General features: G+C 72.8%; 24 protein-coding genes and 1 tRNA gene. 18 read left to right on the top strand and 7 right to left on the bottom strand.

The window, feature by feature from the left end; all coding sequences use genetic code 11:
* The first annotated feature begins 18 nt into the window (after nt 1–18).
* From OVA28_RS13120 to OVA28_RS13130, 3 genes are all read left to right on the top strand, one after another.
* The gene (locus OVA28_RS13120; RefSeq protein ID WP_268097282.1) at nt 19–1,167 is read left to right on the top strand and encodes an SIS domain-containing protein; all 1,149 of its coding nucleotides are present in this window, start codon (nt 19–21) and stop codon (nt 1,165–1,167) included.
* The gene (locus tag OVA28_RS13125; protein ID WP_268097283.1) at nt 1,164–2,159 is read left to right on the top strand and encodes an N-acetylglucosamine kinase; all 996 of its coding nucleotides are present in this window, start codon (nt 1,164–1,166) and stop codon (nt 2,157–2,159) included. Before OVA28_RS13120 ends, OVA28_RS13125 begins: the two co-directional genes overlap by 4 nt.
* Before the next feature lie 164 nt (nt 2,160–2,323).
* The gene (locus tag OVA28_RS13130) at nt 2,324–3,736 is read left to right on the top strand and encodes a hypothetical protein (protein ID WP_268097284.1); all 1,413 of its coding nucleotides are present in this window, start codon (nt 2,324–2,326) and stop codon (nt 3,734–3,736) included.
* 163 nt (nt 3,737–3,899) lie between these two features.
* Here OVA28_RS13130 and OVA28_RS13135 read toward each other — a convergent pair whose 3' ends face one another.
* Entirely contained in the window at nt 3,900–5,723 is a 1,824-nt protein-coding gene (locus OVA28_RS13135) for a BCCT family transporter (protein WP_268097285.1), read from the bottom strand.
* A 91-nt stretch (nt 5,724–5,814) separates the two neighbouring features.
* Here OVA28_RS13135 and OVA28_RS13140 point away from each other — a divergent pair, with 91 nt between their 5' ends.
* From OVA28_RS13140 to OVA28_RS13150, 3 genes are all read left to right on the top strand, one after another.
* Entirely contained in the window at nt 5,815–7,071 is a 1,257-nt protein-coding gene (locus OVA28_RS13140) for a DUF2254 domain-containing protein (protein ID WP_268097286.1), read from the top strand.
* A 119-nt stretch (nt 7,072–7,190) separates the two neighbouring features.
* Nucleotides 7,191–8,180, top strand: a complete 990-nt coding sequence (locus OVA28_RS13145; RefSeq protein ID WP_268097287.1) for an alpha/beta hydrolase — start codon at nt 7,191–7,193, stop codon at nt 8,178–8,180.
* Nucleotides 8,181–8,207: 27 nt separating this feature from the next.
* Nucleotides 8,208–8,759, top strand: coding sequence for a hypothetical protein (locus OVA28_RS13150; protein WP_268097288.1), 552 nt, complete (start codon nt 8,208–8,210; stop codon nt 8,757–8,759).
* Between the two features lie 99 nt (nt 8,760–8,858).
* Here the strand turns inward: OVA28_RS13150 and OVA28_RS13155 are convergent, their stop codons facing one another.
* Entirely contained in the window at nt 8,859–9,548 is a 690-nt protein-coding gene (locus tag OVA28_RS13155) for a hypothetical protein (protein ID WP_268097289.1), read from the bottom strand.
* A 169-nt stretch (nt 9,549–9,717) separates the two neighbouring features.
* Here OVA28_RS13155 and OVA28_RS13160 point away from each other — a divergent pair, with 169 nt between their 5' ends.
* The 3 genes from OVA28_RS13160 (at nt 9,718) to OVA28_RS13170 (ending at nt 14,384) form a co-directional block, all read left to right on the top strand.
* On the top strand, nt 9,718–10,395 hold the full coding sequence (locus tag OVA28_RS13160) for a response regulator (protein WP_268097290.1): 678 nt from the start codon (nt 9,718–9,720) through the stop codon (nt 10,393–10,395).
* On the top strand, nt 10,392–11,936 hold the full coding sequence (locus OVA28_RS13165; RefSeq protein ID WP_268097291.1) for a HAMP domain-containing sensor histidine kinase: 1,545 nt from the start codon (nt 10,392–10,394) through the stop codon (nt 11,934–11,936). The genes OVA28_RS13160 and OVA28_RS13165 overlap by 4 nt, the downstream gene beginning before the upstream one ends.
* A 507-nt stretch (nt 11,937–12,443) precedes the next feature.
* Complete coding sequence (locus tag OVA28_RS13170) at nt 12,444–14,384, top strand: family 43 glycosylhydrolase (protein ID WP_268097292.1); 1,941 nt, start codon at nt 12,444–12,446, stop codon at nt 14,382–14,384.
* A gap of 19 nt (nt 14,385–14,403) precedes the next feature.
* Here the strand turns inward: OVA28_RS13170 and OVA28_RS13175 are convergent, their stop codons facing one another.
* The gene (locus OVA28_RS13175; RefSeq protein WP_268097293.1) at nt 14,404–15,201 is read right to left on the bottom strand and encodes a DNA-formamidopyrimidine glycosylase family protein; all 798 of its coding nucleotides are present in this window, start codon (nt 15,199–15,201) and stop codon (nt 14,404–14,406) included.
* A gap of 93 nt (nt 15,202–15,294) precedes the next feature.
* Between OVA28_RS13175 and OVA28_RS13180 the strand changes: the two genes are divergently transcribed.
* Nucleotides 15,295–15,975, top strand: coding sequence for a hypothetical protein (locus OVA28_RS13180; RefSeq protein ID WP_268097294.1), 681 nt, complete (start codon nt 15,295–15,297; stop codon nt 15,973–15,975).
* Between the two features lie 4 nt (nt 15,976–15,979).
* On the opposite strand, the gene OVA28_RS13185 is transcribed toward OVA28_RS13180, so the two are convergent.
* A complete protein-coding gene (locus OVA28_RS13185) occupies nt 15,980–16,195 on the bottom strand; it encodes a hypothetical protein (RefSeq protein WP_194660927.1) in 216 nt (71 codons plus the stop codon).
* 99 nt (nt 16,196–16,294) lie between these two features.
* Between OVA28_RS13185 and OVA28_RS13190 the strand changes: the two genes are divergently transcribed.
* Nucleotides 16,295–16,366, top strand: a tRNA-Gly gene (locus OVA28_RS13190).
* A 116-nt stretch (nt 16,367–16,482) separates the two neighbouring features.
* Here the strand turns inward: OVA28_RS13190 and OVA28_RS13195 are convergent.
* The 3 genes from OVA28_RS13195 to OVA28_RS13205 are packed head-to-tail and all read right to left on the bottom strand — an operon-like array spanning nt 16,483 to nt 18,169.
* Nucleotides 16,483–16,734, bottom strand: a complete 252-nt coding sequence (locus OVA28_RS13195; protein ID WP_268097295.1) for a DUF6510 family protein — start codon at nt 16,732–16,734, stop codon at nt 16,483–16,485.
* Nucleotides 16,734–17,579 (bottom strand): FAD-binding oxidoreductase, encoded by an 846-nt coding sequence (locus OVA28_RS13200; protein ID WP_268097296.1) that lies wholly within the window; start codon nt 17,577–17,579, stop codon nt 16,734–16,736. Before OVA28_RS13200 ends, OVA28_RS13195 begins: the two co-directional genes overlap by 1 nt.
* Nucleotides 17,576–18,169 (bottom strand): molybdopterin-dependent oxidoreductase, encoded by a 594-nt coding sequence (locus tag OVA28_RS13205; RefSeq protein ID WP_194660925.1) that lies wholly within the window; start codon nt 18,167–18,169, stop codon nt 17,576–17,578. The genes OVA28_RS13200 and OVA28_RS13205 overlap by 4 nt, the downstream gene beginning before the upstream one ends.
* A gap of 161 nt (nt 18,170–18,330) precedes the next feature.
* Here OVA28_RS13205 and OVA28_RS13210 point away from each other — a divergent pair, with 161 nt between their 5' ends.
* From OVA28_RS13210 to OVA28_RS13240, 7 genes are read left to right on the top strand one after another with little or no spacing between them, the layout of a single operon-like run.
* A complete protein-coding gene (locus OVA28_RS13210) occupies nt 18,331–19,950 on the top strand; it encodes an ABC transporter substrate-binding protein (RefSeq protein WP_268097297.1) in 1,620 nt (539 codons plus the stop codon).
* Nucleotides 19,947–20,963 carry an ABC transporter permease gene (locus OVA28_RS13215; RefSeq protein WP_268097298.1) on the top strand — a complete coding sequence of 339 codons (1,017 nt, stop codon included), beginning with the start codon at nt 19,947–19,949 and terminating at the stop codon, nt 20,961–20,963. Before OVA28_RS13210 ends, OVA28_RS13215 begins: the two co-directional genes overlap by 4 nt.
* On the top strand, nt 20,960–21,823 hold the full coding sequence (locus OVA28_RS13220; RefSeq protein WP_194660922.1) for an ABC transporter permease: 864 nt from the start codon (nt 20,960–20,962) through the stop codon (nt 21,821–21,823). Before OVA28_RS13215 ends, OVA28_RS13220 begins: the two co-directional genes overlap by 4 nt.
* Nucleotides 21,820–23,610 carry a dipeptide ABC transporter ATP-binding protein gene (locus OVA28_RS13225; RefSeq protein WP_268097299.1) on the top strand — a complete coding sequence of 597 codons (1,791 nt, stop codon included), beginning with the start codon at nt 21,820–21,822 and terminating at the stop codon, nt 23,608–23,610. Before OVA28_RS13220 ends, OVA28_RS13225 begins: the two co-directional genes overlap by 4 nt.
* Complete coding sequence (locus OVA28_RS13230; RefSeq protein WP_268097300.1) at nt 23,607–25,658, top strand: CocE/NonD family hydrolase; 2,052 nt, start codon at nt 23,607–23,609, stop codon at nt 25,656–25,658. The genes OVA28_RS13225 and OVA28_RS13230 overlap by 4 nt, the downstream gene beginning before the upstream one ends.
* The gene (locus OVA28_RS13235) at nt 25,655–26,305 is read left to right on the top strand and encodes a TetR/AcrR family transcriptional regulator (RefSeq protein WP_268097301.1); all 651 of its coding nucleotides are present in this window, start codon (nt 25,655–25,657) and stop codon (nt 26,303–26,305) included. Before OVA28_RS13230 ends, OVA28_RS13235 begins: the two co-directional genes overlap by 4 nt.
* A 21-nt stretch (nt 26,306–26,326) precedes the next feature.
* On the top strand, nt 26,327–26,749 hold the full coding sequence (locus OVA28_RS13240; RefSeq protein ID WP_194660919.1) for an SIP domain-containing protein: 423 nt from the start codon (nt 26,327–26,329) through the stop codon (nt 26,747–26,749).
* The last annotated feature ends 16 nt before the right edge of the window (nt 26,750–26,765 follow it).

A 26,765-nucleotide genomic window follows, 5' to 3' on the forward strand; every position in this document is an offset into this window, starting at 1 on the left:
CCACCGGAAAGGAAGACCGTGACCACAGACGTCACCATCCCCGCCAGCGCCACCCTCGGCGAGATCCACCAGCAACCGCAGGCGTGGCGCGACCTCGCCGTGCTCCTCGACCAGGCACGGGAGGACCTCGACGCCTTCCTCGGCCGAGCACTCGAGGACCCCCGCACCCGCGTGGTCTTCACCGGCGCCGGGACGTCGGCCTTCGCCGGCCGCATCGCCGCCGAGTCGCTGCGCGGTCGGTCCGGCCGCCGCTTCGACGCCGTGGCGAGCACCGACATCGTCGCGGCACCACGGACGGTGCTCGCGGAGGACCTCCCCGTCCTGCTGGTGTCGTTCGCCCGGTCGGGCAACTCGCCGGAGAGCACTGCGGCGACGGAGCTCGTGGACGCGCTGGCCCCCACCGCGCACCACCTCGTCGTCACGTGCGACCCCTCCGGTGCGCTGGCCGTCGCACACCACGACCGCGAGGACTCGTTCGTGCTCGTGATGCCGCCGCAGACCAACGACACCGGCTTCGCGATGACGTCGAGCTTCTCCAGCATGCTGCTCGCTGCCCTCGTGGCGTTCGTCCCGTCAGACGCTGCCGCGCTCGACCGGGTCGTCGCCTCGGGCGAGCGGGCGCTCGGCACCGAGGGCGTCCTGCAGCGGGTCCTCGACGCCTCGCCGCGGCGCATCGTCTTCCTGGGCGGAGGCACCCTCGCCGGGCTCGCCGAGGAGTGCGCGCTCAAGACCCTCGAACTGACCGCCGGCACCATCGCGGCGTTCCACGACACCCCGCTCGGGTTCCGACACGGTCCGAAGGCGGTGCTCGACGACGACACGGTCGTGGTCGTCCTGCGCTCGGCGGACCCGACCGTGCGCCGGTACGACGACGACATCGTCCGCGAACTCCGAGCCGACCGGCCCGGGCAGGTGGTCGTGGTCGGCGCCGACGGGCTGTCGGGGACGCCCGGGACGGACCTGGACCTCGCCTTCCCGGAGGCAGAGGGACTCGACGACGGCCTCCGTGCCGTCGCGCTCGTCGCCGTCGCGCAGCTCCTCGCGCTGCACGCCTCGGTGCGACTCGGGTGCACGCCCGACAACCCGTTCCCGGACGGCTCCGTGAACCGGGTCGTCCGCGGCGTCGTCATCCACCCCCTCGACGGCGAGCGCGGAGCGCGGGCATGACGTTGTTCCTCGGCCTCGACGGCGGAGGGACCAAGACGGCCGTCGTGCTCGTCGACACGGACGGCGACGACGGAGCGGTCCTCGCGCGGTGGCGGGGCCCGGGGTGCTCCTGGCTCGACGACGGGGTCGACGCTGCGGCCGCCGTCGTCCGGCAGGGGACCCACCAGGTCCTCGCTGCGGCGGGACGGTCCGCCGACGAGGTCGCGCACGCGTTCTACGGCCTCCCCGGTCACGGCGAGTCCGCGAGCACCGACGTCCTGCTCGACGCACTGCCGCGTGACGCCCTCGGGCACGACCGCGCCACCGTCGGCAACGACGTGCTCGCCGGGTGGGCCGGCTCCCTCGGCGGCCGGGACGGCATCAACGTCGTCGCGGGCACGGGCTCGATCACCTACGGCGAACGCGGCACGCACACCCACCGCGTCGGCGGCTGGAGCGAGCTCATCGGCGACGAGGGCTCCGCGCACTGGGTGGCCCGGCGCGGCCTCAACGCCTTCAGCAGGATGGCGGACGGCCGCCTCCCACGGACCGCGTTGTACGGACTCGTGCGGGAACACACCGGCATCGCGGAGGACCTGGACCTCGTCGGCCTGCTGATGCAGGACCTCCAGGCCGAGCGCGCGGCCGTCGCCGGGTTCTCCCGGGTCGTCACCGCTGCGGCCGCCGCGAGTGACCCCGTGGCCGCCGCGGTCCTCGACGACGCCGTCGACGAGCTCGTCCAGCAGGTCCGCGCCGTCGCGGACCGCATCGGAGACCGTCCCGACGGCGCGCCGACGGCCGTGTCGTCCTCCGGCGGCATGTTCTCCGACGACGGCTTCCGGGACCGGTTCGTCGCTCGGGTCGCAGCCGAGCGCGACGCGGGCGCGCGCCCGCGCTTCACCCTGGTCGAACCGGTGCTGCCTCCCGAGCTCGGCGCGGTCGTCTACGCGATCCGACGAGCAGGTGACCCGGTCCCCGGCACGTGGAGCGACGCGGCCCCCGTCCAGCGCTGACCGCGTGGTCGGTGGTGGAGGCGACCAGGCAGGGCCGGGAGGCTCGACACGGGTCCGTCACCGAGCCTCCAGGACGGCCGTCTGGTCCGGTCAGGCGACTGCGTTACGCTCCCGCCATGCTCTGGGGGAGACGACGGACACGTTCGGTGACGGTGCTGACGGCTGTGGGGGTCGCCTCTGTGCTGATGGTCAGCGGCTGTTCGGTCCACGTCGACGCTGGTTCGGCCGGCGCGGTGAAGGCGGAGCAGGCGCTGGCCAAGATCGACGGCGTGCGGTCGGTCTCCGGCCTGGGGACGAACAACCTCCCGTTCGCCGGCACCGTCACGGCGTTCGTCGTCACCGACGACGACCTGTCGAACCGGGAACTGCAGACCGTCACCGACGCGGTCGGCCGGTGGGCAGTGCAGCACACCGGAGCCTCCGTGTCGTACTCGGCACGCATCGACGCGGACGGGTTCGGCTTCTTCGTCGGCCGGCACGCGTCGGAGAGCAAGGAGGTCCTCGGCGTCGTCGACGACCTCCGCGCGAGCGGGCACTGGCTCGGCGGCAGCGTCAGTGCTCCGGATGCGTCCGGCCGGGGGAGCTCCTCGATCCAGCTCGACGTGGAGCGCCCGTCGGACCTCGTCAGGGGCTGGGACACGGTCCAGCGAGTCGCCGCGACGTCCGGGTGGAAGGACGTGTCCCTGTCGGCCGATGCCTGGAACACGCCGGAGAAGAGCACGCTCACCCGGCACAACCCCGACTACAGCATCGCGAACGCCGACAGCCGTGCCGAGGACGTCGACGGCGACCCGTCCGCTGAGGTCGCCGCGTACCGGGCGGTGAGCGCGGCGCACGCGGTGACCAGCGCCTCCGTCCAGCCCGGACGCATCCACGTCCACCTCGCTGACGGCGCGGACATCGCCGATGCCACTGCGCTGATCACGCGGGCAGCACCGGACACCGCAGCGGTCGTCGACGGCGGCATCATCACCACCGACGACTCCGGCGACGCCGGGGAGAAGGCCGACCCCGCTGAGTACGGCGAAGCGAACCGTCTCGCCCACACGATCGACCGTCCGGGAGTCTCGGCGATCGTCGTGAAGCCGGCCTGGGTGACGGTCACCGCCGACGGGACGGACAACGCGCTCAGCGCTGCGGCGACGCTCGTGGCCGCGTCCCCGGCGGCACCGGTGCAGACCCTCGAGGTCGGCTCGTCGAAGGCCGCGCTCGAGGACCGCGCGGAGGACGGCCTGCTGCTGAGTGGCTCCCCGACGCGGTTCCGTGACTCGGTCACGGTGGGTCGGCAGCTCACGGGGTTCCTGCCCGCTCGGGTGTCCCTGTTCGACGCGAACGCCGCCGTCACGGTCACGCTGACGACGGCGGAGGACGCCCCGGCCCTCGTCGCGGCGCTGAAGCCGGTCGTGCCGAGTGGGACAGCGTTGCAGGTGCAGTTGGCGGGCCAGCCGTCCGAGACGTCAGCAGAGCTCACCCTGCGCGACGGCACCCTGAGCGTCGACGCGCTCCGGTCGGAGTCCGAGCGGAACGACACCCGGACACGTCTCGGCGACGCTGTCCGCGACGCCTGGAACGGCTGACCCGGTCCTGACGGATACACGAGGGGTGCGCCGCGACCGCTGCCCCCACGGCAGCGGTCGCGGTCGACCGGATTCCCCATCCCACGGACCACTCTGGCCCCGGGACGGACACCGCACATCAGCCGTGAGGACGAACTGTGCCCGGTGACACAGTCGGGGTCGGTCAGTCCGTCTGGCCCGGGTGCCCGGTCGTCGGTTCCGTGGTGGCGTCGAGCCCCGCGTCCGTCGCGGGGTCGGACGAGACGGTCTCCGGCCGGACGGGGAAGTCGTCCATCGTGGCCGTGCCGCTCCCCGGGGCTCCGGTCGGGCGGCCGCCGCGGACCCGGTTCTTCACCGCTGCCCACGGACGGGCGAGGCCGGAGCGAGGAGCTCTCTCGCTGGGCGCCTCGACCTCGAGGCCGTAGTACGCGCCGACGTGCTCGAGCAGGACGTCACGCTCGGCCTTGTCGTACGCCCGGCGCTCCCGCGAGAACGCGATGATCGTCGACCAACAGGTGAGCAGCAGGACGATGCTGAACGGCAGCGCGGTGGTGATCGCCGCGGTCTTGAGGGCGTTGAGACCACCGCTGAGCAGCAGGGCGACCGCGAGGAGGGCCGAGACGGCGGCGAAGAACACGCGGAGCCAGTTCTTCGGCTCGATGTCACCACCGGACGCGATCATGGCCATCACCAGGGAACCGGAGTCGGACGACGTGACGAAGAAGACGCCGATGAGCAGGATCGCCCCGAACGTCAGGACGGCACCGGCGGGCAGGTCGCCGAGGAGCGCGAAGAGCGACCCCTCGACGTCGACCGAACCGTCGGACCCGACCAGGCCGCCCGCGCCGTCCGTCTGACGGTGGATCGCCGTGCCGCCGAGGACCGCGAACCAGAGGAAGGTGAGCAGGGTCGGTACCAGGAGCACCCCGAACACGAACTGACGGACCGTGCGTCCCTTCGAGATGCGCGCGATGAAGACGCCGACGAACGGGGCCCAGGACATCCACCAGCCCCAGTAGAACGTGGTCCACGCGCCCTGCCAGGCCTCGCCCTCGGCACCCTGCTGGGCGGTGACGTTGAAGGAGAGGCCGACGATGTTCTGCAGGTACGACCCGATCGACTGCACGAAGTCACGGAGCAGGAACTGCGTCGGTCCGACGATGAGCACGAACAGCAGCAGCGCGGCCGCGAGGAGGAGGTTGAAGTTCGAGAGGATCTTCATCCCCTTGGTCACGCCGGTCACGAGGGAGACGATGGTCACCGCGGTGATGACGGCGATGATGGCGACCTGGCTGACGATGCTGCTCTCGGCGATGCCGGCGGCCTCCAGACCCGCGCCGATCTGGATGACGCCGAGACCGAGCGAGGTGGCGACGCCGAACAGGGTGCCGACCAGGGCGATGACGTCGATGAGGTTGCCCCAGCCGCCGCGGACGCGGTTGCCGAGCAACGGCTCGAGCGCCCACCGGATCGACACCGGCCGGCCGCGGCGGTGGATGGCGTAGGCGAGCGCCAACCCGAGGACCACGTAGATCGCCCAGGCGTGCAGTCCCCAGTGCAGGAACGTCTGGGTCAGGGCCTGCTGCGCGAGTTCCTTCTCGGTCCCGGTGACCCCGGGACGCGGCGACGCGAAGTGGCTGAGTGGTTCGGAGACGCCGTAGAACACCAGGCCGATGCCCATGCCCGCCGCGAAGAGCAGGGCGAACCAGGACCCGGTGGAGAACTCGGGCTCGTCCGCGTCCTTCCCGAGCTTGATGTCGCCGTACCGGCTGAAGCCGACGAAGAGGGAGAAGCCGACGAAGAACGCGGCGACCAGGACGTAGTACCAGCTGAAGTTGCGGACGATGCCGTCCTGCAGCCCGAGGAACAGCCCCTCGGCGGTGGAGGGGGAGACGAGGGTGAACGCCACGAAGCCGAGCACGATGACGGCTGCGGGCCAGAACACCCACCGCCGGAGCTGCGGGGTGGTGGTGACGGGGTCGGGCAGGGGTGGAGCTGTGCTTGCCATGCACTCCATGGTGCCTGCTCGCGTTGCTGTGCGTTCACCCAGGCGTGTCGCCCGGTACTGTTGCCGGCACTCGGTGGTGCTGGACCCCGTCGTGCGTCCCGAGAGGCTGGTGGTCAGCGTGCAGGCTCTGGCGCTCCGCATCCGTGAGTCGTTCTGGTTCCTGCCGGCCGTGTTCGGTCTCGGGGCGATCGTGCTGGCCGAGGTGCTGGTCGCGGTGGACCGGGTCGTCATCGACCACGGGATCCAGATCGCCGTGCTGGACGCGCTGAGTGCGAGCGGTGGCCGGTCGATCCTCACCACGATCGGGACGGCGATGCTCACCGTGGCGGGGACGTCGTTCTCCATCACCATCTCGGTCCTCGCCACCACCTCCTCCACGTACGGTCCTCGCCTGGTGCGCAACTTCATGGCGGACCGGGCCAACCAGCTCGTGCTCGCGGTGTTCACGTCGACCTTCGTCTACGCCGTCGTCGTGCTGCGTTCGGTGCACACCGACGTCGACGACGGCACGGCGTTCGTGCCGGTGATCGCGGTGCACGTCGCGGTCCTCATCGGGCTCGTCGACGTCGCCGTCCTGGTGTTCTTCATCCACCACATCGCGTCGAGCGTGCAGATCACCTCCCTGCAGAAACGCGTGCAGGTGGAGCTCGGTGCGGCCCTCGACGAGGCGTTCGCGACGGACGACGACGACCGGGTGAGCACCACGCCGCGCTCGTCGAGCGCTGCCCTGGGCACGACGATCCGGGCGGGGGAGGACGGCTACGTGCAGTCCGTGGCCTGGCGTCGGCTCGTCCGCTGGGCGGTGGACCAGCACGCGGTCGTCGACGTGCGCGCGATGCCGGGGCGGCACGTGCTCCCCGGCGACCCGGTCCTGGTCGTCACGACCGAGGCCGGCGAGCGCGTCGACCTCGACGACCGCGCGGTCCGGCAGCTGCGCGCGTGTGTCACGACGGGCACCGCGAGGACCCCGTACCAGGACGTCCGGTTCGCGCTGCAGCAGCTCGTGGAGATCGCGGTCCGCGGACTGGCCAGCGGGACGAACGACCCGTACACGGCCGTCGGGGCACTGGAACTCGCCTCTGCTGCGCTGGTCCCGACCTGGCGCGACCGGGCGACCGTCACCGCGTGTCTCGACGACGACGGCGTCGCCCGGGTGCTCCCGCACTGGCCGGAGATCGAGGACCTGGTCGGCACGGTCTTCGACGGCGTGGCCACCTACGGGCAGGAGCACCCCCTCGTGCTCACCGCTGCGGTCGACCTCGCCAGGCGGCTCCAGGACGACGCTCCCCGGTCGCGACGCGATGCGGCTGCGGAGTTCGAGAACCGCGTCCGCGCCCTGCTCCCCTGACGACCGGGGTCCGCCTCCCAGCGGGGTATGGTTCTCGGGAGGGAAAAACGCGGCTGTCGTCAGCCGTGGCGACACGTGGTCCGAGTGGACCGCCACTTCTGGATCATCAGGAGTGTGCCGTGACCGACACGATGCCCCGTCCCCCGTTCGACCCGGAGCTGCAGGGCTTCCTCGACCGCCTCCGTGCCCGCGGGCCGTTCGTGCTCACGCGCGAGATGCTGCCGGCGATGCGAGCGCTGGACGTGTCCGAAGCCGAGCTCGACGACCGACTCCGGCAACGCGGGCTCGAACGCCGGTCGGTTCGCGTGCCCGTCGACGACGGCACGACGATCGCCCTCGCGGTCATCCAGCGCATCGGTCGGACGGGCACAGCACCGGCGTTCTTCACCATCCACGGCGGCGGGATGATGTTCGGGCACCACCTCGGCAACCTCGAGTCCTACGACGACTGGCTGCTGACCCATGACGTGGTCCTGCTGAGCATCGACTACCGTCTCGCGCCGGAGCACCCGGACCCGGTGCCGGTGGAGGACTGCTACGCCGGCCTGGTCTGGACCGCCGACCACGCCGAGGAACTCGGGATCGACCCGGCACGCATCGTGCTCGTCGGACAGAGTGCCGGCGGTGGCCTGGCCGCGGGGACGGCGCTCCTCGCCCGGGACCGTGGCGGGCCCGTTGTCCACGCCCAGGTCCTGGTCTCGCCGATGCTGGACGACAGCGACTCGACGACGTCCACCCACCAGATCGACGGCATCGGCGTGGCCGACCGGGCGATGACCCGGTTCGGCTGGGACGCGTACCTCGGGGACCACCGCGACGGTGAGGTCTCCGTGCACGCGGCACCGGCACGCGCGACCGATCTGCGCGGGATGCCGCCCACGTACCTCGACTGTGGGAGCGCCGAGGTGTTCCGCGACGAGACCGTCGCCTTCGCCACCCGGCTGTGGGCGGCGGGCGTCGACGCCGAGCTGCACGTCTGGCCCGGCGCCTTCCACGGGTTCACCAGCATGGTGCCGCACGCGGTCGTGTCCCGCCGTGCGGTCGCCGCACTCGCCGACTGGACGACGCGACTGCTCGCAGGGTCGCTGCCGGAGGACCCGGAGTCGTGATGCGCGCCCGATGGCTACGCTCGGCCCATGCGACTCCGTGAGATCGACACCGGCGGGTGGGTCCGACTGCTCGGGCCGGGACTCCTCGCCGCGGGCCTCTGGACGCTCCTCGCGGTGAAGGACTTCGCCCTGGCACCCGTCGTCGTGGTGCTCGTCGCCGCGGCCGTGCTGGTGGTCCTGGTCGCCGCAGTCGTCACGAGCTGGGCGGTCGCGGGTGGGTACCGCCAGCAGCGCCGGCTGGAGGCCTGGGTCCGGGGGAGCGACCTCCCGGCCGAGGTCCCCGTGCCCGTCCGCATCCGGTACCTCCGGCGGGTCACCGAGCGTGGCGCGTGGGTCGGCTGGGTGAGCCTCGCGGCGGGCCTGCTCAACGCGGTCGGTGGTGTGACGACGGTCTTCGAGGGTGAGGACCCGTGGTCGAGCGTCTTCTCGTTCGTGGCGGCGGTGAGCTTCACGGGGATCGGCGTCTCGACGCTGGTGTTCGCCCGACGGTCGATGCCGCGCGCCCGGCGGCTCCTGGCGGAGGACGAACGGGAACAGGCAGACACCTGGTTCGAGCGGCACGACGCCGAGCCCCGGTAGTCCTGCTGCACGTGTGACCGGACGGCCCGACGAGCCGATGCTCGTCGGGCACCCCCGCCGCAGCGCCGGCGGGTCCTGACCCGGATCAGGACCCGGGCGTCAGGACCCGGTCGTCGGAGCCTCGGTCGGAGCGGACGGCGCATCGGTCGGCTTCGGTGCGTCCGTCCCCGGCTTCGGCGGCTTCGGCGCGTCCGCACCCGCCTTCGGTGCGTCTGCGCCCGGCTTCGGTGCCCCGGCCGGCGGCTTCGGCGCGGCGTCGCCCTCGGGAGCACCAGCCGCGCCACCCGCCGCCCCACCGACCGGCCCGCACGTCCCGCCGGGACCGCCGGCAGCAGGACCACCGGCAGCAGGACCGCCGGCGGCGGGCCCACCAGCGGCACCGCCCGCGCCGGGCCCCTCACTCGGCGCACCACTCGGCGCACCACTCGGCGCACCACTCGGCGCACCAGAAGGAGCCCCCGACGGCGCTCCGGTCGGCGCCCCCGTCGGCACCCCCACCGCACTGCTGCCCCCACCGTCGTTGCCCGCGGCGACCGCCGCGGTGACACCGACTCCGCCGATCAGCACGGCCACGACGGCCGCACCGATCCCGAGTCGGCGACCCAGGCCCTGGCGGCGACCCCGCTCCCCAGCGGCGGCCGAGGACGCGACCGGTGCCGAGCCTCCCGGCCGGGTCTCGGAGGCCTGCGGGAACTGCTCGGTCGGCTGTGCGTCACGGGCGAAGCCGTCGCGGGGGTACTCGCGGGTGGGCTCGTCGGCGTCGTCGTGGTGGTCGTGGTTCGTGGTCATGATCGCTCCAGTTCGTCGTCCGGCGGTGAGCCGGACCGGCCGACGTGCCGGTCCGGCGGTCCTGCCGGTGACGACCACGCTCGAAGTCCAATCTGAAGCAGGACTGAAGCCCAGGTGCTGCCCAGGTGGCTCCATGCCCGGTGATTGCCGCATCGACCAGCGTGTCGCCGTGCCCACCCCTGCCCGCGTCCTGCTCATCGACGACGACGAGACCATCCGCCTGTCCGTGGCCCGGTCCCTCCGTGACGAGGGACTCGTGGTCCTCGACGCACCCGACGGGGACGCCCTGCAGCAGGACCTCGCCCGGTTCGTGCCCGACCTGGTCGTCCTCGACTGGATGCTGCCCGGTGCGAGCGGCATCCAGCTCGCCGGCCGGGTGCGGACCACGTCCGACGCCGCCATCGTCATGCTCACCGCGCGGGACGAGGTCGACGACCGGCTGCGCGGCTTCGCCGAGGGCGCCGACGACTACGTGGTGAAGCCGTTCGCGATGGCCGAGCTCGTCGCGCGGGTCACGGCGGTGCTGCGACGCCGGGGTCGGATCCCGTCGGTGGTCGAGGTCGCGGACCTCGTGCTCGACCCGGACGCCGCCGTGGTCCGTCGCGCCGGCATCACGCTCGACCTCACCGCGACGGAGTTCCGGCTGCTCGCGTTCCTGGCCGAGAGCCGCGGGCGCACGCTCTCCAAGACCCAGATCCTGACGCAGGTGTGGGGGTACGACAGCGTCGACCCGAACCTCGTCGAGGTCCACCTCAGTGCCGTCCGCCGCAAGATGGAGGCGCACGGGCCTCGGCTCATCCACACCGTCCGCGGGCTCGGCTACCGCATGAGCGCGGTCGCCGCGTGAGCGCCGGACCGCTCCGGACGGGATCGCTGCGCGCGCGGACGGTGGTCGCCGTCCTGGTGCTGCTCGCGGTGCTCCTCGGCCTGCTGTCCGTCGCGGTGCAGGCGACACTCGGCGAGCGCCTGCGCACCCAGATCGAGGACCGCCTGCGCGACCGGGCCTCCGCGGCCGCCGCGCTGGTCGGCACGGTGGACGCGGACGACCTGGCCGACCGGCTGTCGATGCAGGGCCTCGCGGTCACGATCACCACGAGCGATGGTGGTTCCGTCGAGGCCGGCCCCACCCCGGAGCAGCTCCGGCAGGGTCCGCCCGAGCCGCCGGGACTGTCCGGTCCGGCCGGGCCGGGAGGCTCGACACCAGCCAGCGGGTCGGCCACCGCCGACGGGGCGGCCGGGTCCGCCGCCGCGGCCGGGTCCGCCGCCGCGACGGGGCAGGTGCGGATCACGTCCTCCTCGGTGCGTGAGGAGGGGCGGCTCGTGACGCTGGTCTCCCGGCTCAGTGACGGTTCGACGATCCGACTGACTGCGGGGACCGGGTCGGTCGACGAGGTGCTCGGGGAACTCCGCTGGGTGATGCTCGGCGCCTCCGCGGTGTTCCTGCTCGTCGCTGCCGTCGGGCTGGTGCTCGTGGTGCGGCGCACGATGCGGCCGCTCGACACGATGACGCGGGCCGCGCGGTCGATCGCGCACGGTGACCGGGGCCGACGGCTCCGTCCGGCACGTCGGGACACCGAGATCGGCCGCGTGGCCGTGGCCTTCGACGAGATGCTCGACGCGGTCGAGGGAGCCGAGCACCAGGCCCTCGCCGCCGAGGCCCGGATGCGCGCGTTCCTCTCGGACGCCGCACACGAGCTCCGCACCCCGGTCGCCGGCATCCGTGCCGCGGCGGACACCCTCGTGCGGACGCCGCTCGACCCCGCGGAACGCGAGGACCTCGCCGTGCACGTCGTCCGGCAGGCGGGTCGCGCCGGCCGGCTCGTCGACGACCTGCTGCTGATGGCACGGGTCGACCGCGGGCTCGAGCTCGACCTGGCGCCCGTCGACCTCGGTGCCGTCGCTCGCCTCGAGGCGTCGCGAGCCCTCCTCCGGGCCCCCGCGCTCCGGGTCGAGGTCGTGGAGCCGGACGGTGCCGTCGGTGTCCCCGGCGACGACGACCGGCTCGGGCAGGTCCTCTCGAACCTGCTCGAGAACGCGGCGCGGGCCACTGGCGGCAGCGGTGTCGTCTCCGTGGTCGTGACCTCGGCCGACGGGCACGGCGTCGTGCGGGTGACCGACGACGGACCCGGGATCCCCGAGGCCGACCGGGAGCGCGTGTTCGACCGACTCGTGCGCCTCGACGCCGGACGGGACGACCGTCGCGGTGGTGCCGGACTCGGGCTGCCCATCGCTCGTGGCATCGCCCGGGCCCACGGCGGCGACCTGGTCTGCCCGCGCGGCGGGGACACCGCGTTCGTCCTCACCCTCCCCGTCGTCGTGCCCGCGCCCGTGCCCGTGCCCGTGTCGGAACCCGAGCGAGCGACCGCAGGGGTGGGCATCCGGCACTGACCCAGTGTCGTCGCGGCGGACCCAGTGTCGTCGCGGCGGACTCAGTGTCGTCGCGGCGGACTCAGTGTCGTCGCGGCGGAGAACCGGTTTCCGTTCTCCGCGCTGGCGAATCCGGTTCACGAAACTCGGGCCGAGCCGACCGGATTCGTCATCCTCCTCGACGAACGCCGTCGTCCGGAGATCGGGGTGGGGGGGAGTGGGGACGACGTCACGCCGTCACGCCGTCACAGAAGCGGGTCGTTCCGCGCGTGGTGCGTCGTCCCGCGCTCGGAAGGGCGGATCGCGCGCAGGAGGTCGTTCGTTCCGACCACCAACGCGCGATGCCGCTCCCCATCGCGGGCGTCATGGGCACGACCGCGCGGTGCGGGTTGTCTGACGCGCGGCGCGGGTCGAAGGACGCAGTGCGCCTGGTCGTCCCCGCGGCCGGGGCGTACGCTCGCGCCCAGCACCGCCGGAACGGAAGCGGTGTCCGAGCACCTCCTCAACGACGAGAGAGAGCGAGACCCTGTGCGCCGAGCACTCACCGCACTGATCGCGATCGCGACACTGGCCGGGGTCGCGACCCCGGGCCTCCCGGCTGCGGCCGTGGCGGCACCCGCCGTCAGCGCGACCACCACCCGCACCAGCACCACCAGCTCCACCGACACGGCCTCCATCATCCCCGCGTCGTCGATCGCGTCGCGGGGCGGCCGCGCCGCGCCGACGCACCAGAACCCGATGGCCCTCCGCCTGCCGGACGGGGAGACGGCGGCGAGCTGCGCCGACCCGACCGCGATCCACGGGGTCGGGCGCGACCGGAACTGGTACCTGTACTGCACGACCGACGCGCTGTCGGCGACGGAGGAGAACCCCGACGGCACGCTCGTGCAGCACACCGTGCCGACGTACCGTTCGACGGACCTCACGAACTGGACGTACGTCGGCGACGCCTTCAGCGCGAAGCCCGCCTGGGTCGGGGACGCCAACGGCATCTGGGCGCCCGACGTCGTGTACCGCGCGGGCTCGCGCGGGCGGGCGGGGACCTGGTACCTGTACTACGCCGCCTCGGACACCCCGAGCGCGACGGGTCCGACCGGCGGCGGGTCGGCCGTCGGCGTGGCGACGAGCTCGAGCCCGACGGGCCCGTGGACGGACTCGGGAGCGCCGGTCGTGGCACCGCGCTCCGGACCGACGGGCGGGGACCGGTGGGAGTTCGACCCCGAGGTCATCACCGACCGCGGGACCACCTACCTGTACTTCGGCAGCTACTTCGGCGGCGTGGTCGTGCGGACGCTGAGCGCCGACGGGCTCCGCTCCGACCCGGCGAGCGAGCGGCAGATCGCGATCGACAACCGCTACGAGGGCGCCTACCTGATGCGCCATGCCGGCTGGTGGTACTTCATGGGGTCGGCGACGAACTGCTGCGCCGGTTCGCTCACGGGCTACGGCGTGTTCGTCGCCCGGTCACGGAGCCCCCTCGGACCGTTCGTCGACCGCGACGGGGTCGCGATCACCAGCACCCGGGTCGGAGGCTCGCCCCTGCTCGCGCAGAACGGCAACCGCTGGGTGGGCACCGGTCACAACACCGTGGTCACCGACTTCGCGGGTCAGGACTGGATCATCTACCACGCGGTGGACCGCAACGACCCGTACTACGCGGGGCAGGCCACCTACACGAAGCGGCCGGTGTTGATCGACCCGCTGGACTGGCAGGGCGGCTGGCCCGTCGTCCGCGGGGGAGCGGGGCCGTCCGACACGGTGCAACCGGGTCCGGTCGCACAGCCCGGGCAACGACCCACGTACCAAGCGACCAGCGCACCCGTCGACGAACCCGGACGGCTCATCCGCTCGGCCTCGACCGGGTTCGACGGCTCGACGCTGCCGTCCCAGCTGACGTGGACGCGGGAGCCCGACGCTTCGACGTACTCGGTCCGGGACAGCACGTTCCGCTGGCAGACCCAGGCCGCGGACCTGCACCCGCCGCAGACCCCGCTCGCGTCCGTGCTCACCGAGCCGGCACCCCGCGGGGACTGGGTGCTGCAGACGACGGTCGCGGTCGACACCCCGGCCACCGGCGACGGCGTGAACTACGTCCAGGGCGGCCTGATCGTCTACGGGGACGACGGCAACTACGTCCGGCTGGTGTCGAACTCGATCTTCAACACGCGGCAGACGGAGTTCGGCAAGCAGGTGTCCGGGCAGCCGGCCGGGGCGCCCATGTACGGCAACATGGTCGTCGGCTCGGTCGGGGACACCACGACGCTGCGGATCGTGCACCGCACCGTGCGGGGTGAGGGGCAGTACACCGCGTACACGAGCGCCGACGGCCGGCACTTCGTCCGCGGTGGGACGTGGACGGCCGACCTCGGGGACAGTCCGCGCGTCGGGCTGATCTCGCTCGGCGGGTCCGGCTTCACCAGCACCTTCGAGGACCTGCGCGTCAGCACGGTCAGGCCCTCCCACCGCTGAGGCGCGACGCCCCAGTCAGTCAGGTCGTCGGCTGGCACCGCGGACACCACCAGGTGCGCCGCGGTGCCGAGCCGACGACCTCGACGGCGTCACGACCGAGCACCGGCGTCCGGCACCGCAGGCACGGACGCCCAGCGCGGCCGACGACCCAGTGCCGCTCCCCGCGACGCCGGACACCGGTCGTCACCTGGTAGGCATCGGGGACCGTGGCGGACCGCACGAGCATGCGGCGCGCGAGGTCGAGCAGCGCCGGCACGTCCACGGTCCCGATCATGCGGTCGGGGTGCAGGCCGCGGAGGAACCCGAGCTCGTTGACCCAGAGGTTGCCGAGGCCGGCCACGTTCCGCTGGTCGAGCAGGACGCGCCGCACCGGGGCCGTCGGGTCGCGGAGGACCCGGGCGGTGGCCACGTCCGCGTCGAAGTCGTCGTGGAGCAGGTCCGGGCCGAGGTGGCCGAGCACCCGGGACTCGTCCGCGGTGTCGAGGACGTCCACGACGGGCAGGTCGAGGCCCCAGACCGTGCGGCCGTCCTCGAGCGCCAGCCGCACCCGCGCACTGCGAGCCGCCGCCGTGGGGAGTCGTCGGCCCGGCGCCGTGACCGTCCACGAGCCCTGCATCCGGAGGTGGGTGTGCAGGGTGGTGCCGTCGTCGAAGCGCGTCAGCAGGTGCTTGCCGTGCGTGGCGTGGCCGACGACCCGCAGCCCGGCCAGGGAGCGCCCAGCGGCACCGCCGGAGCGGAGTTCCCCACTGAGGACCCGAGCGCCGTCGACCTGACGCAGCCGTGCGGCGAGGCGGAAGACGGAGTCACCCTCTGGCACGGTGGCACGCTACCGAGAGCCGCCGACAGACCGCGGTTGAGAGGACGTGCAGGATGCGCGTCCGCCAGCGACCGTCGACCTAGGGTGTCGAGGATGGGGAACGGGAACAGCAGCGGCCGGCGCGGGGGACGCATCACGATGCTCCTGGTCGGGGGGTACCTCGTGCTGCGCTTCGGGTTCCTGGCCTGGCGCGAGCACGAGCAGGGGATGTCGACGGCGGCGGTCATCGGCACGCTCGTGCTCTACGCGGCCGGCATCTTCGTCGTCCTGCAGATCGTCCTGGGGATCCAGAACGCCAGGACCCGGCAGCGCGAGTCGGCCCTGGCACAGCTGCACCCCGGCGCGCACCTGGCCCCGGTGCAGCTCAAGCGCGACCTCGTGCTGGAGATCCGACGGACGGCGGCGATGCTCGGGACGGCGCCCGACGGCGACGTGCCTCGTCGGGGACTGGCGACGCTCGTCGCCGACCACCAGGGACTCGGCCTGTACGTCGGCGGGAGCACCCCGCGCCTGCTGCTCGGCATCCCACGGTCCGCAGTGCGGTCGGTCGGCAACGGCGAGACCTCGGCGGCCGGACGGTACGCGTTCGGCACCGTCGACGCCCTCCGCGTGCTGGTCGACACCGGCCAGTGGGCGGCGGTCGACCTGCCGCTCTACCGCACCGTCGTCGGCTTCGCCAAGACGCTCCGCGGCGAGGAGCTCACCGAACGCGTCCGAGCGGTCGCGGTGGCCGCCGGGGTCCGGCAGGACGCCGAACCGCGAGCCGGGCTCTGAGGCGTCAGGCCGGTCGGTAGACCGAGATCGCCGGGGCGTCCCCGGCGTCGTGGGTCTCGTCCGTCGCTGCCCAGGTGCGGCCGTCGTGTTCGAGGGTCGCGGGCAGGACGCCCCGGACCAGGATGCGCACCGCCGGTTCGTCGCCGTCCACCAGGTCCACGCCGTGCGCGTCTGGTTCGTCCGGCTGGTGCGCCGGTACTTCCTTCACGAAGTCGCTCATGCCCTCCATCCAACACGGACACGCCCGGCACCGGCCGTGCGTCGGCGGCACCCGGGAACACTGGTATCGTCATCCGAGCGCGGCCGTCAGGCAGCGCATGCGGATGTGGCGCAGTGGTAGCGCATCACCTTGCCAAGGTGAGGGTCGCGAGTTCGAATCTCGTCATCCGCTCGGGAACAACCGGCTCCACCCGGCCCCTGGACAACCCCGACCTCGGTCGGGGTTTTCTGGTTCCAGGAGCCGTCCGGCGAACAGGACCGGGCGGTCAGGCGAGCGGGTACGGGCCGTCAGGCGATCGACGCCGCTCGGACCCCCGGCAACCCGACGCGACGCCGGACACCGTCCGACACCACCGTGACGAGCACCGTGTCGCAGCCGTGGCACCGGGCCACCGACCCCATCGCCGTGCGGTACACCCGGGTCTCGCCGAGGGACCCGAGCGACCCGCAGCCGGTGCACCGCAGGCGCGCCGTCGTGGGGTCGGCTCCGAGCACGTCCAACAGCTCACCGGCGAGGGCATTGCCGTCGAGCAGGGTCATCAGCTGCCTCCGAACCGTTCTGCGCGGACGTCCGCCACGTCGTGCCCGAGCTCGCCGAGCCACCGGAGGACCTGTTCGACGAACGGCGTCGACCCGCACACGTAGACCAGGGCGCCGTCCTCCGGGGGCAGCACCGCCATGGCCAGGGTCTCCTTCGTGAGTCGACCCGGCGGAACGGTGGAGTCCGCCGGTGCCGTGCGGCTGTACACGACCGTGACGTCCAGCGGGGCCGTGGCAGCGAGGGCGGCGTCGAGCTCCGGGCGGAAGAAGACGTCCTCGGGGGTGCGGACGGCGTAGAGGAGCCGGAAGGGCGTGGGGTCGTCGGCCTCGGCGTGCGCGGTGACCATCGCCACGAGCGGCACGATCCCGGACCCGCCCGCGATGAGCTGCACGGGCCGGGTCGACTCCGCGGACGGGCGCCACACGAACCAGCCGCCGAGGGGTCCGTGGACCTCCAGGGCGTCGCCGACCTCGATCGCGTCGACCAGGAAGGGCGAGACCTCGCCGTCGTCGACGCGGTCGACCGCCAGGGTCACGCGCGGGTCGTCACCGGCTGACGCCACGGAGTACGCGCGGGTCGCCTGGTAGCCGTCCTCGGCCGTGAGCCGCAGGTCGAGGTGCTGCCCGGGGTCGTTGCCCGGCCAGGTGGGGACGTCGAGCACCAGGCGTCGCGCGGTCGGGCTCTCGGCACGCACGGCGGCGACGGTCGCGGCGTGCCAGTCCGGCCGCCTGCGGACGCGAGCTGGCGTGGCGGGCGACGGGGGAGCCTCCTGGCCGGTCTCCGGGGTCTCGGCGGACCGGACCGACACGGACTCGACGGACTCCACGGAAGCGGACGCGCTCACCAGTACCGCTCTTCCTTCCAGGGGTCGCCGTGCATGTTGTAGCCCGCGTTCTCCCAGAAGCCCGGTTCGTCGTCGGCCTGCATGACGATGCCGCGCACCCACTTCGCGCTCTTCCAGAAGTACAGGGCGGGGACCAGCAGCCGTGCCGGGCCGCCGTGCTCGGGCTCGAGGGGTTCGCCGTCGGCCTCGAACGCGACCCAGGCCTTGCCGCCGAGCAGTTCGTCGAGGGGGACGTTCGTCGTGTAGCCGCCGAAGCTGTGCACCATGCAGTAGTCCAGCGACGTCTCCACCTGGGCGAACAGGGCGTCGAGCGGGACCCCGCGCCACGGCATGTCGAGCTTCGACCAGTGCGTCACGCAGTGGATGTCGACGGTGACGTCCTCGACACCGAGTGCGTGGACCTCGTCCCACGTCCACTCGTGCAGTCCGGACTCGGTCTGGATGGAGAAGCTCCAGTCCGCCGGTGCGATCTCCGGCGTGGCGCCGGCCGAGAGCACGGGCCAGTCGCGCACGAGCGTCTGCCCGGGCGGAGTGCGGTCGTCGTCCTCGTTGCGTCGTCGTCCGCCGAACCCGCGGGTGAAGGTCGCCATCGGTTGCTCCTCGTCGTTGCTCCTGTCGATCCTGGCCCGTCGACACGGTCCGCGTGTAACGGATTCGTGAATCTTCGCGCCCGGACCCGTCACGGGATTGGCCAGGGAGCGCGAGGCCCTCTATCGTTCACCGGAACGATTACCAGGAGGGGTCACCCCGAATGCAGCACGTCGTCCAGCAGCACCACCACCCCGACCAGCGAGCCGCCCGAGACGGCCGTGGTCCCAGCCGCCGCGCGCTCCTCACCGGCGCCGCCGGGCTCGCCGGCCTCGGGCTCCTCACCCTCACCGGGTGCAGCACCGGCGCCGGTGCCGTCACCATCCCGGAGCAGGCCGCCACCGGCGTCGCCCGACGCGGTGGTCGGCTGCGCATCGCCCGACCGGCCGCGTCCGCCGCCGAGACCCTCGACTCGGCGAGCTCGCTCTCGGCCTACGAGTACCTCGGCGCGCTCTACAACCGCCTGGTCCGGCTCGACGAGTCCGGGCAGACCGTCCCCGACCTGGCACGCGAGTGGTCCGGCAACGACGACGGCACCGTGTGGACGTTCGCGCTCCGCCGGGGGGTCCGCTTCCACGACGGCTCCCGGTTCACCGCCGACGACGCGATCGCCAGCATCCGGCACATCCTCGACGAGAAGACCGCGTCGCCGCAGGCCGGGGTGCTCGGCGAGGTGATGACCGCCGACTCGATGCGGGCGCTCGACCCGTACACGCTGCGGTTCGAGCTGACGAAGCCGAACGCGGAGTTCCCCTCGCTGCTGACGGCGTACCAGTGCTACATCGTGCCAGCCGGGGCGATCGACACCATCGGCACGACCGGCATCGGCACGGGCCCGTTCAGGCTCTCGTCCTTCGCACCGGCCGGCACCGGCAGCATCGAGGCCTTCGACGACCACTTCGCCGGACGTCCCGCGCTCGACGGCATCGACTTCTTCTCGATCCAGGACACCACCGCGCGGGTGAACGCGCTGCTCGCGGGCCAGATCGACCTCATCTCACAGACGAACCTCGACTTCGCCACCGCGCGGGTCGTCGCCGCGTCCCAGCGCGCCACCGTCGCCCGGGTCGTGAACGCGCAGTGGTACACGATGCCGATGCTCGCGACGAGCGAGCAGTTCTCCGACCCGCTGGTGCGCCAGGCCATGAAGCTCGCGTACGACCCGCGGAAGATCGTCGACACGGCGATCCAGGGAACCGGGTCGCCCGGGTGGGACAACCCCGTCCCGCCGCAGCTCGCCGCGTTCCTCGACGAACCCCGCGAGCACGACCCGGACAAGGCCAGGAGCCTGCTCAAGCGGGCCGGCCACGAACGCTTCCAGACCTCGATCCACACGTCGAGCTACGAGTCGGTGTTCACGCCCCTCGCCGTCGCCTACCGCGACCAGGTCAAGGCGGCCGGCATCGACCTGACCGTGAAGAACGCGTCTGCGGACTCGTACTACACGCAGATCTGGATGCAGAAGCCGCTCATGGTGAGCTACTTCTTCACCGGGCGTCCGATCGACCAGCTGCTCAACCAGATCTTCCGCTCCGGGTCGTCCTACAACGAGAGCGCCTGGTCGAACCCGACCTTCGACGCACTCCTCGACGACGCCCGCGCCGAGATGGACGACGCCAAGCGACTGACGCTCTACCAGGACGCGCAGCGGCTCGTCGTCGCGGACGGCGCGGACATGACCCCGATGTTCGGCGACCGCCTGGTCGGGCTGTCCCGCGACGTCGTCAACTACGCGGAGTTCGGCTTCGAGTTCGACTACCTCAGGATCGGACTGGCCCGATGAACGTCCTCCTCCCCGTGCTCCGGCGCGTCGGGATCGCCCTGCTGACGGTGGTCCTGGCGTCCCTGTTCGTGTTCCTCGCCGTGCAGGCCCTGCCCGGCGACGTCGCGCAGCAGCTCCTCGGGCAGAACGCCACGCCCGACGCCGTCAAGCAGCTGCGCGAGACGCTCGGGCTCGACCAGAACGTGTGGCTCCGCTACGGGCAGTGGCTCGTCGGCGCGGCACACGGCGACTTCGGCACGTCGCTCGTCAGCGGAGAGCCCGTCGCCCCGACGCTGTTCACCGCGTTCCGCAACAGCATGCTCATCGCCGTGCCCGCGATGCTCGTCGGCGTGACCCTGTCGCTCACGCTCGGCGTGGTCGCCGGTGTCCGGCGCGGACGGCCGACCGACCGGGTCATCTCGATCGTCAGCCTGGTCGTGATGAGCGTCCCCGAGTTCATGGTCGCGACCGTGCTCGTCCTGCTCTTCGCGATCGGCATCCCGCTGTTCCCGGCCGTGGTGCTCCGCGGCAGCGACGCGACCGTGGGGGAGCTGCTGCCGACGATCTGGCTGCCGATCATCGTGCTGACCCTGGCGATGGCGGCGTACATCGTGCGCACCGCCCGCTCGTCGACGATCGACGTGATGGCGTCCGAGTTCGTCACGACCGCCGAGCTGAAGGGCCTGACGATGCGTCGGGTGGTGTGGAAGCACGCCGTGCCGAGTGCGCTGCTCCCGACGCTCAACGTCGTCGCGCTCAACGTGGCGTGGCTGCTCGGCGGCGTGGTCGTCGTGGAGAACGTCTTCAACTACCCCGGCATGGGCAAGCTCATGCTCGAGTCGGTCTTCAACCGGGACCTGCCCGTGATCGAGGCCATCGCGCTCCTCAGCGCCGTCGTCTACGTCGTGTGCAACCTCGCCGCCGACCTGGTGGCACTCGCGCTCGACCCGCGGCTCCGCACCCGGCAGCGACGCACCCGCGTCCGCCCGCCAGTCCGGCGACGTCGCGCACCCGAAGGGAAGGTCTCCGCATGAGCACCAGCGTCATCGGCAGCGTCGTCGCGCCGCTCCGCAGCTCGACGGCACTCTCCGTCGGCCTCGGGCTCATCGCCCTGCACCTCGTCCTCGCCGTCCTCGCCCCGGTCATCGGCGTGCACGACCCCGTCGCCACCGACTCCGCCGACGTGCTCGCCGGCCCCGAGTGGACGCACTGGCTCGGCACCGACCAGTACGGCCGCGACATCCTGTCCCGCACGCTGAACGGCGGCCGGTACGCGCTGCTCGTCACGTTCCTCGCCACGACGATCGCGGTCGCCGTCGGCACCGTGCTCGGCGCCGTCACCGCCTACGCCGACAACTGGTTCGACGAGGTCGTGATGCGCGTCGTCGACGCCCTGCTCAGCGTGCCGTCGATCCTGGCGCTGCTCGTCGTCGTGACCGTCTTCGACGCCGGGCTCTGGGTCATCGTGCTCGCCGTCACCGTCGTCTACGCCCCCGCCGTCACCCGGGTCGTCCGCGGTGCCGCCCGCACCGTCATCACGCAGGACTACGTCACCGCGGCCAGGGCCCGGGGCGAGAAGCCGCTGTCGATCGTGTTCCGCGAGATCCTGCCGAACGTCCTCGACGTCGTGCTCGTCGAGTACGCGATGCGGGCGTCGTGGATCGTGCTGCTCGTGGCGTCGCTGTCCTTCCTCGGCTTCGGGGCGAACCCGCCGACGCCGGACTGGGGCCTCATGGTGCAGGAGAACCGCACCGCACTCACCGTCGTGCCGCTCGGCACGCTGGCGCCCATCGTGGCGCTGGCGACGCTCGTGGTCGGCCTGAACCTCGCCGCCGACGGACTGAGCAAGTCGCTCGGCGTCGACCGCGCCACGCAGGGAGCGACCCGCGCATGAACCGCGACACCCCAGCAACCGATACCACCACGAGCACGACGACGCCGGACGGCACCACCGCCGCCGTCCGCGTCGACGACCTCGCGATCTCCTACGCCGCCGGACGCAGCGAGGTCCCCGTCGTCCGCGGCGTCTCGTTCACGATCGCGGCCGGCCGGACCCTCGGCCTGGTCGGCGAGTCCGGCTCCGGCAAGTCCACCGTCGCCAGGACGCTGCTCGCGCACCTCCGCACCGGCTCCCGGATCGTCCGCGGCTCGGTCGTCGTCGCCGACCAGGACGTCTTCACCCTGTCGCCCTCGGCCACGCGCGCCCTCCGCGGCGGCACGGCGTCGGTGGTCGCGCAGAACGCCGGGCAGGCGCTGACCCCGTCGATGCGCGTCGGCGCCCAGATCCGCGAGGCCCTGAGCGCCCACGGCGAGCCCGACTCCCCGGAGCGTGTGGCCGAGCTGGTCCGGCTCGTCCGGCTGCCCGACCCGGACACGATCGTCCGCCGCTACCCGCACCAGCTCTCCGGCGGGCAGCAGCAGCGGGTCGCGATCGCGATGGCCGTCGCCGCCCGTCCGCGGGTGCTCGTCCTCGACGAGCCGACCACCGCGCTCGACGTCGTCACCCAGGCGGCGGTCCTCGACCTGGTCGCCGACCTCGGCCGTGAGCTCGGCATGGCCGTCCTCCTCGTCAGCCACGACCTCGGCGTGGTGTCCGCGATGGCCGACGAGATCGCGGTGATGCGGGACGGCGAGGTGGTCGAGCACCGCGACACCGCCGCGCTCTTCGCGGACCCGCAGCACGAGTACACGCGCGCCCTGTTGGCAGCCGTCCCCGACGGTCGCATCCGGACGGGAGGCTCGGATCACCACGACCAGGACCCGACCGTCCCCGGGACGGTCACCGACACGACTGCGCACACCGGGCCTCCAGGCCGTCCGGTCGTGACCGCGCGCGACCTGGTCGTCCGCTACGGACGCGGCCTGCCTGCCGCCGTCGACGGCGTGTCCTTCGAGATCGGTGCACGCGAGACGCTCGCCGTGGTGGGCGAGTCGGGGAGCGGCAAGTCGACGCTCGCGACGGCGATGGCGGGTCTGGTGCCCGCCGAGTCGGGCACATTCACGTACGCCGACGACGCCGCGACGGGTGACCTGCGCCAGCCGGTCGGTGCACGCTCCCCGGAGCTCCGTCGTGCCGTGCAGCTCGTGTTCCAGAACGCGGACACCTCGCTGAACCCACGGCGGACCGTCGGCGCGGCGATCGCCCGCCCGCTGCGGCTGTTCACCGGGTCGTCGTCCCGCGCGCGGGTGGCTGACCTGCTGACCCAGGTCGGCCTCGGGCCGGGGTTCGCCACCCGGCTGCCCGCACAGCTCTCGGGCGGGCAGCGACAGCGCGTCGGCATCGCCCGCGCACTGGCCGCCGGACCCCGGCTGGTGATCGCCGACGAGATCACGACCGCGCTCGACGTGCAGGTGCAGGCCGGCATCCTGGCGCTGCTCGCCGACCTGCAGCGCGAGAACGGGCTGAGCTGCCTGTTCATCAGCCACGACCTCGCCGTGGTCCGTGGCGTCGCCGACCGGGTGGCCGTGATGACCGGCGGCCGGATCGTCGAGATCGGACCGACCGAGCGGGTCTTCACCGGCCCGAACCACCCGTACACGCGGACGCTGCTCGCCGCGACGCTCGAACCCGGTGTGACCGACCTGCCGGACGTCGACGACGGCGTGCAGCACTGGCGGCACGCCGACGGGTGGACCGACCACGGGGACGGGCACCGCATCCGGAACTGGGAGGACGCATGACCGACGGTTCGTTCACGGGGATCGGGGTGCCGGTCGACCTGCCCGACGGGGTGACCGTCCGCGACACCTGGGTCCCGATGCCCGACGGGGTGCGCCTGCACACCCGGATCTGGGCACCGAGCACCGCCGGACCGGACGCCCCGGTCCCCGTGCTCCTGGAGTACCTGCCGTACCGACTCGACGACTGGATGGCCCCCCGTGACTCGGAGCGACACCCCTGGTACGCCGAGCACGGGTACGCCTCGGTCCGGGTCGACATCCGCGGCACGGGGTCCTCGGACGGTGTCTTCGACGACGAGTACAGCGAGCAGGAGCTCTCCGACGGCGAGGCCGTGATCGCCTGGCTGGCCGCGCAGACGTGGTCGACCGGTGCCGTCGGCATGTTCGGCATCTCGTGGGGCGGCTTCAACGCCCTGCAGCTCGCCGCCCGCGCACCGGCAGCGCTCAAGGCCGTCGTCACGGTGTGCTCCACCGACGACCGCTACGACAACGACGTGCACTACGTCGGCGGTGCGGTCCTCGGGATCGACATGGCGGCGTGGGGCGGGACGATGTTCGCGTTCAACGCACGGCCCCCGCGCCCCGAGGTCGTCGGGCCGTCGTGGGTGGAGCAGTGGCGTGCGCGTCTGGCGTCGAACCGGCCGATGACGCCGGTGTGGCTGTCGCACCAGGAGCGCGACGACTACTGGCGCCACGGCAGCGCCGCCGAGGACTACGCGGGCATCTCCGCCGCGGTGCTCGCCGTCGGCGGGTGGGCGGACCCGTACCGGGACGCCGTGCTCCGACTGGTGGAACACGTCGACGCGCCCGTCAAGGGGATCGTCGGGCCGTGGTCGCACCAGTACCCGGACCGCGGGCTCGCCCCGGGGCCGTCGATCGGGTTCCTGCAGGAGTCGTTGCGCTGGTGGGACCGCTGGCTGCGCGGCGTCGACACCGGCGTCGAGGACGAACCAGCGCTCCGCGCGTGGATCAACGACCCGGAGCCGCCCGCCACGTACTACCCCGTGCGCTCCGGTCGTTGGGTCGGAGCGTCCTCGTGGCCCGAGGACGCCACGGCGCCGAGGACCACCACGCTCGACGCCCTGCGCGGCGGCGGGGACGGCCCCGTCGTCGTCGCGTCCCCGCAGGAGACCGGTGCGGACGCCGGACGGTTCTTCCCGTTCGGCAACCAGACCGACCTGCCGCCGGACCAGCGCGCCGAGGACGGCCGCTCCGTGTGCTTCGACCTGCCCGTCGAGACGTCCTTCGACCTGCTCGGGAACGTCCTGCTGGACCTCGCCGTCACGAGCGACCAGCCCCGGGCGACCGTGACCGTGCGGCTGTGCGACGTGGCCCCGGACGGCAGCTCGACCCTCGTCACCCGCGGCGTGCTGAACGGGCTCCGGCGGACGGGCATGGACGCCTCGGTGCCGCTCGCGCCGGGGGAGCCGACGACGCTGCCCGTGCGGCTCGTCTCGACCGGGCACCGGTTCGTCGCCGGACACCGCCTGCGCCTCGCCGTGTCCACCGCGTACTGGCCGTGGGTCTGGCCGCACGGCACGGCGGCGACCGTCACGGTCGACCCCGCCGCCAGCACGGTGACGCTGCCGGTCTGGACACGCTCGACCGACGACGGCGTCCACTTCGAGGAGCCGACCCGGTCGACGCCGCTCGCGATCACGCGCGTCGAACCGACCGATGCACTGCCGCAGCGCACCGTCACGCACGACGTCGAGACGGGGGCGTGGACGCTCGACGTCGACCCGGGGTACGGCGGCGGCCGGGTCTACCCGGACGGCCTGGTGTTCCACGAGGACGCCCGCGAGACGTACCACATCGTCAGCGGCGACCCGACCTCCGCCGTCGCCGAGTCGCGGTGGGCGATCGGGCTCACGCACACGGACTGGGCCGCACGGCTCGAGACCACCTCGCGCGTCTCGGCCACGGCCGAGGCGTTCACGGTCGTCAACACCGTCCGGGCCTGGGCACGGGACGGCGTCGACGGCACCCCCGAGGAGCTCGTCGCCGAGCACACCCACCACGACGAGGTCCCGAGGACGTCCGCGTGAGCGCCGCGGTGCCCGCGCAGCCCGGGTCCCCGGCGCCACGCGTGCGACAGCGCCCCGAGGTCCGCCGCGCCATGATCGTCCGCGCCGCGCGGGCGGTCATCGTCCGGCAGGGGCTCGGCGCCACGGGCCTCCGCGACATCGCGGCCGAGGCGGGCGTCTCGGTGGGCACGGTGACGTACCACTTCGCGAGCGTCGCGGAGATCCTCAACGAGGTCGTCGTGCTCGAGACCGAGCGGTTCTACGGCGCGATCGTCGCCGCGGTCGACGCCGAACCCGATGCGGTCGTGGCCCTGCGGATGCTCGTCGAGCCGCTCTTCGACGACAGCGAACAGGTCCGGCAGCACTGGCGCATCTGGTCGGACTACTGGACCGCCGTCGCCCGTCGGCCTGAGGTCGCCGAGGAGTACGCCGAACGCATCCGCGTGTGGGAGGCCTGCCTGGTGCGGGTCGTCCGCCGCGGGGTCGCCGACGGCACGTTCACGGCCCCCGGCGGCATCGACCCGTCCGTCGTGGCGCTCAAGCTCGCCGCGTACAGCGACGGCGTGGCGACTCAGATCGCGCAGAACGCCCCGGGGCTGACCCACGCGGTGGCGCTGACGTGGATGTGGGAGTTCCTCTCCCAGCAACTCGGGGTTGTCCTGGGCTGAGGGCGGTCCTACCGTTGGGACATGGACCGCACCCCTCGACAGCCCAGCGACCGCGTGCTCATCGCCGGGGCGGTCGAGGACCTGCCGGAGATCCACCGGCTGCTCGAGGACCTGCCCGAGACCGCCTACGGCCAGGTCTTCGTCGAGGTCGCGCTCGAGGAACAGGTCCGCATCCTGCCGGCACCCCCGCGTGTGACGGTGTCGTGGCTCGTCCGCAGCGACCGTCCGTCCGCGGTGCCGTCGCTCTGCTTCGCCGACCACGGTGAGGCCCTGGCGGCCGCCGTGCTCGCGTGGGCGGGCGAGTGGTGCGTCACCGACTCCGAGCCGCGCACGGTCGTCTGGATCGGGTGCTCGGACAGCCCCTGGATCGAGCAGACCCGGGCCGCGGTGCAGCACGGACTCACCGACGCCGGCCAGCAGGTCCAGGTCGAGTTCGGCGGCTGAACGCCGGTCGGACCGG

This window comes from Curtobacterium sp. SL109, from assembly GCF_026672405.1.
Lineage (GTDB): Bacteria > Actinomycetota > Actinomycetes > Actinomycetales > Microbacteriaceae > Curtobacterium.

Coding starts and splice junctions, on each gene's coding strand:
- OVA28_RS13125 (WP_268097283.1), top strand. CDS start 1,164: ATGACGTTGTTCCTCGGCCTCGACGGCGGAGGGACCAAGACGGCCGTC.
- OVA28_RS13135 (WP_268097285.1), bottom strand. CDS start 5,723: ATGGCAAGCACAGCTCCACCCCTGCCCGACCCCGTCACCACCACCCCG.
- OVA28_RS13150 (WP_268097288.1), top strand. CDS start 8,208: ATGCGACTCCGTGAGATCGACACCGGCGGGTGGGTCCGACTGCTCGGG.
- OVA28_RS13155 (WP_268097289.1), bottom strand. CDS start 9,548: ATGACCACGAACCACGACCACCACGACGACGCCGACGAGCCCACCCGC.
- OVA28_RS13180 (WP_268097294.1), top strand. CDS start 15,295: ATGGGGAACGGGAACAGCAGCGGCCGGCGCGGGGGACGCATCACGATG.
- OVA28_RS13185 (WP_194660927.1), bottom strand. CDS start 16,195: ATGAGCGACTTCGTGAAGGAAGTACCGGCGCACCAGCCGGACGAACCA.
- OVA28_RS13195 (WP_268097295.1), bottom strand. CDS start 16,734: ATGACCCTGCTCGACGGCAATGCCCTCGCCGGTGAGCTGTTGGACGTG.
- OVA28_RS13205 (WP_194660925.1), bottom strand. CDS start 18,169: ATGGCGACCTTCACCCGCGGGTTCGGCGGACGACGACGCAACGAGGAC.
- OVA28_RS13210 (WP_268097297.1), top strand. CDS start 18,331: ATGCAGCACGTCGTCCAGCAGCACCACCACCCCGACCAGCGAGCCGCC.
- OVA28_RS13215 (WP_268097298.1), top strand. CDS start 19,947: ATGAACGTCCTCCTCCCCGTGCTCCGGCGCGTCGGGATCGCCCTGCTG.
- OVA28_RS13220 (WP_194660922.1), top strand. CDS start 20,960: ATGAGCACCAGCGTCATCGGCAGCGTCGTCGCGCCGCTCCGCAGCTCG.
- OVA28_RS13225 (WP_268097299.1), top strand. CDS start 21,820: ATGAACCGCGACACCCCAGCAACCGATACCACCACGAGCACGACGACG.
- OVA28_RS13230 (WP_268097300.1), top strand. CDS start 23,607: ATGACCGACGGTTCGTTCACGGGGATCGGGGTGCCGGTCGACCTGCCC.
- OVA28_RS13240 (WP_194660919.1), top strand. CDS start 26,327: ATGGACCGCACCCCTCGACAGCCCAGCGACCGCGTGCTCATCGCCGGG.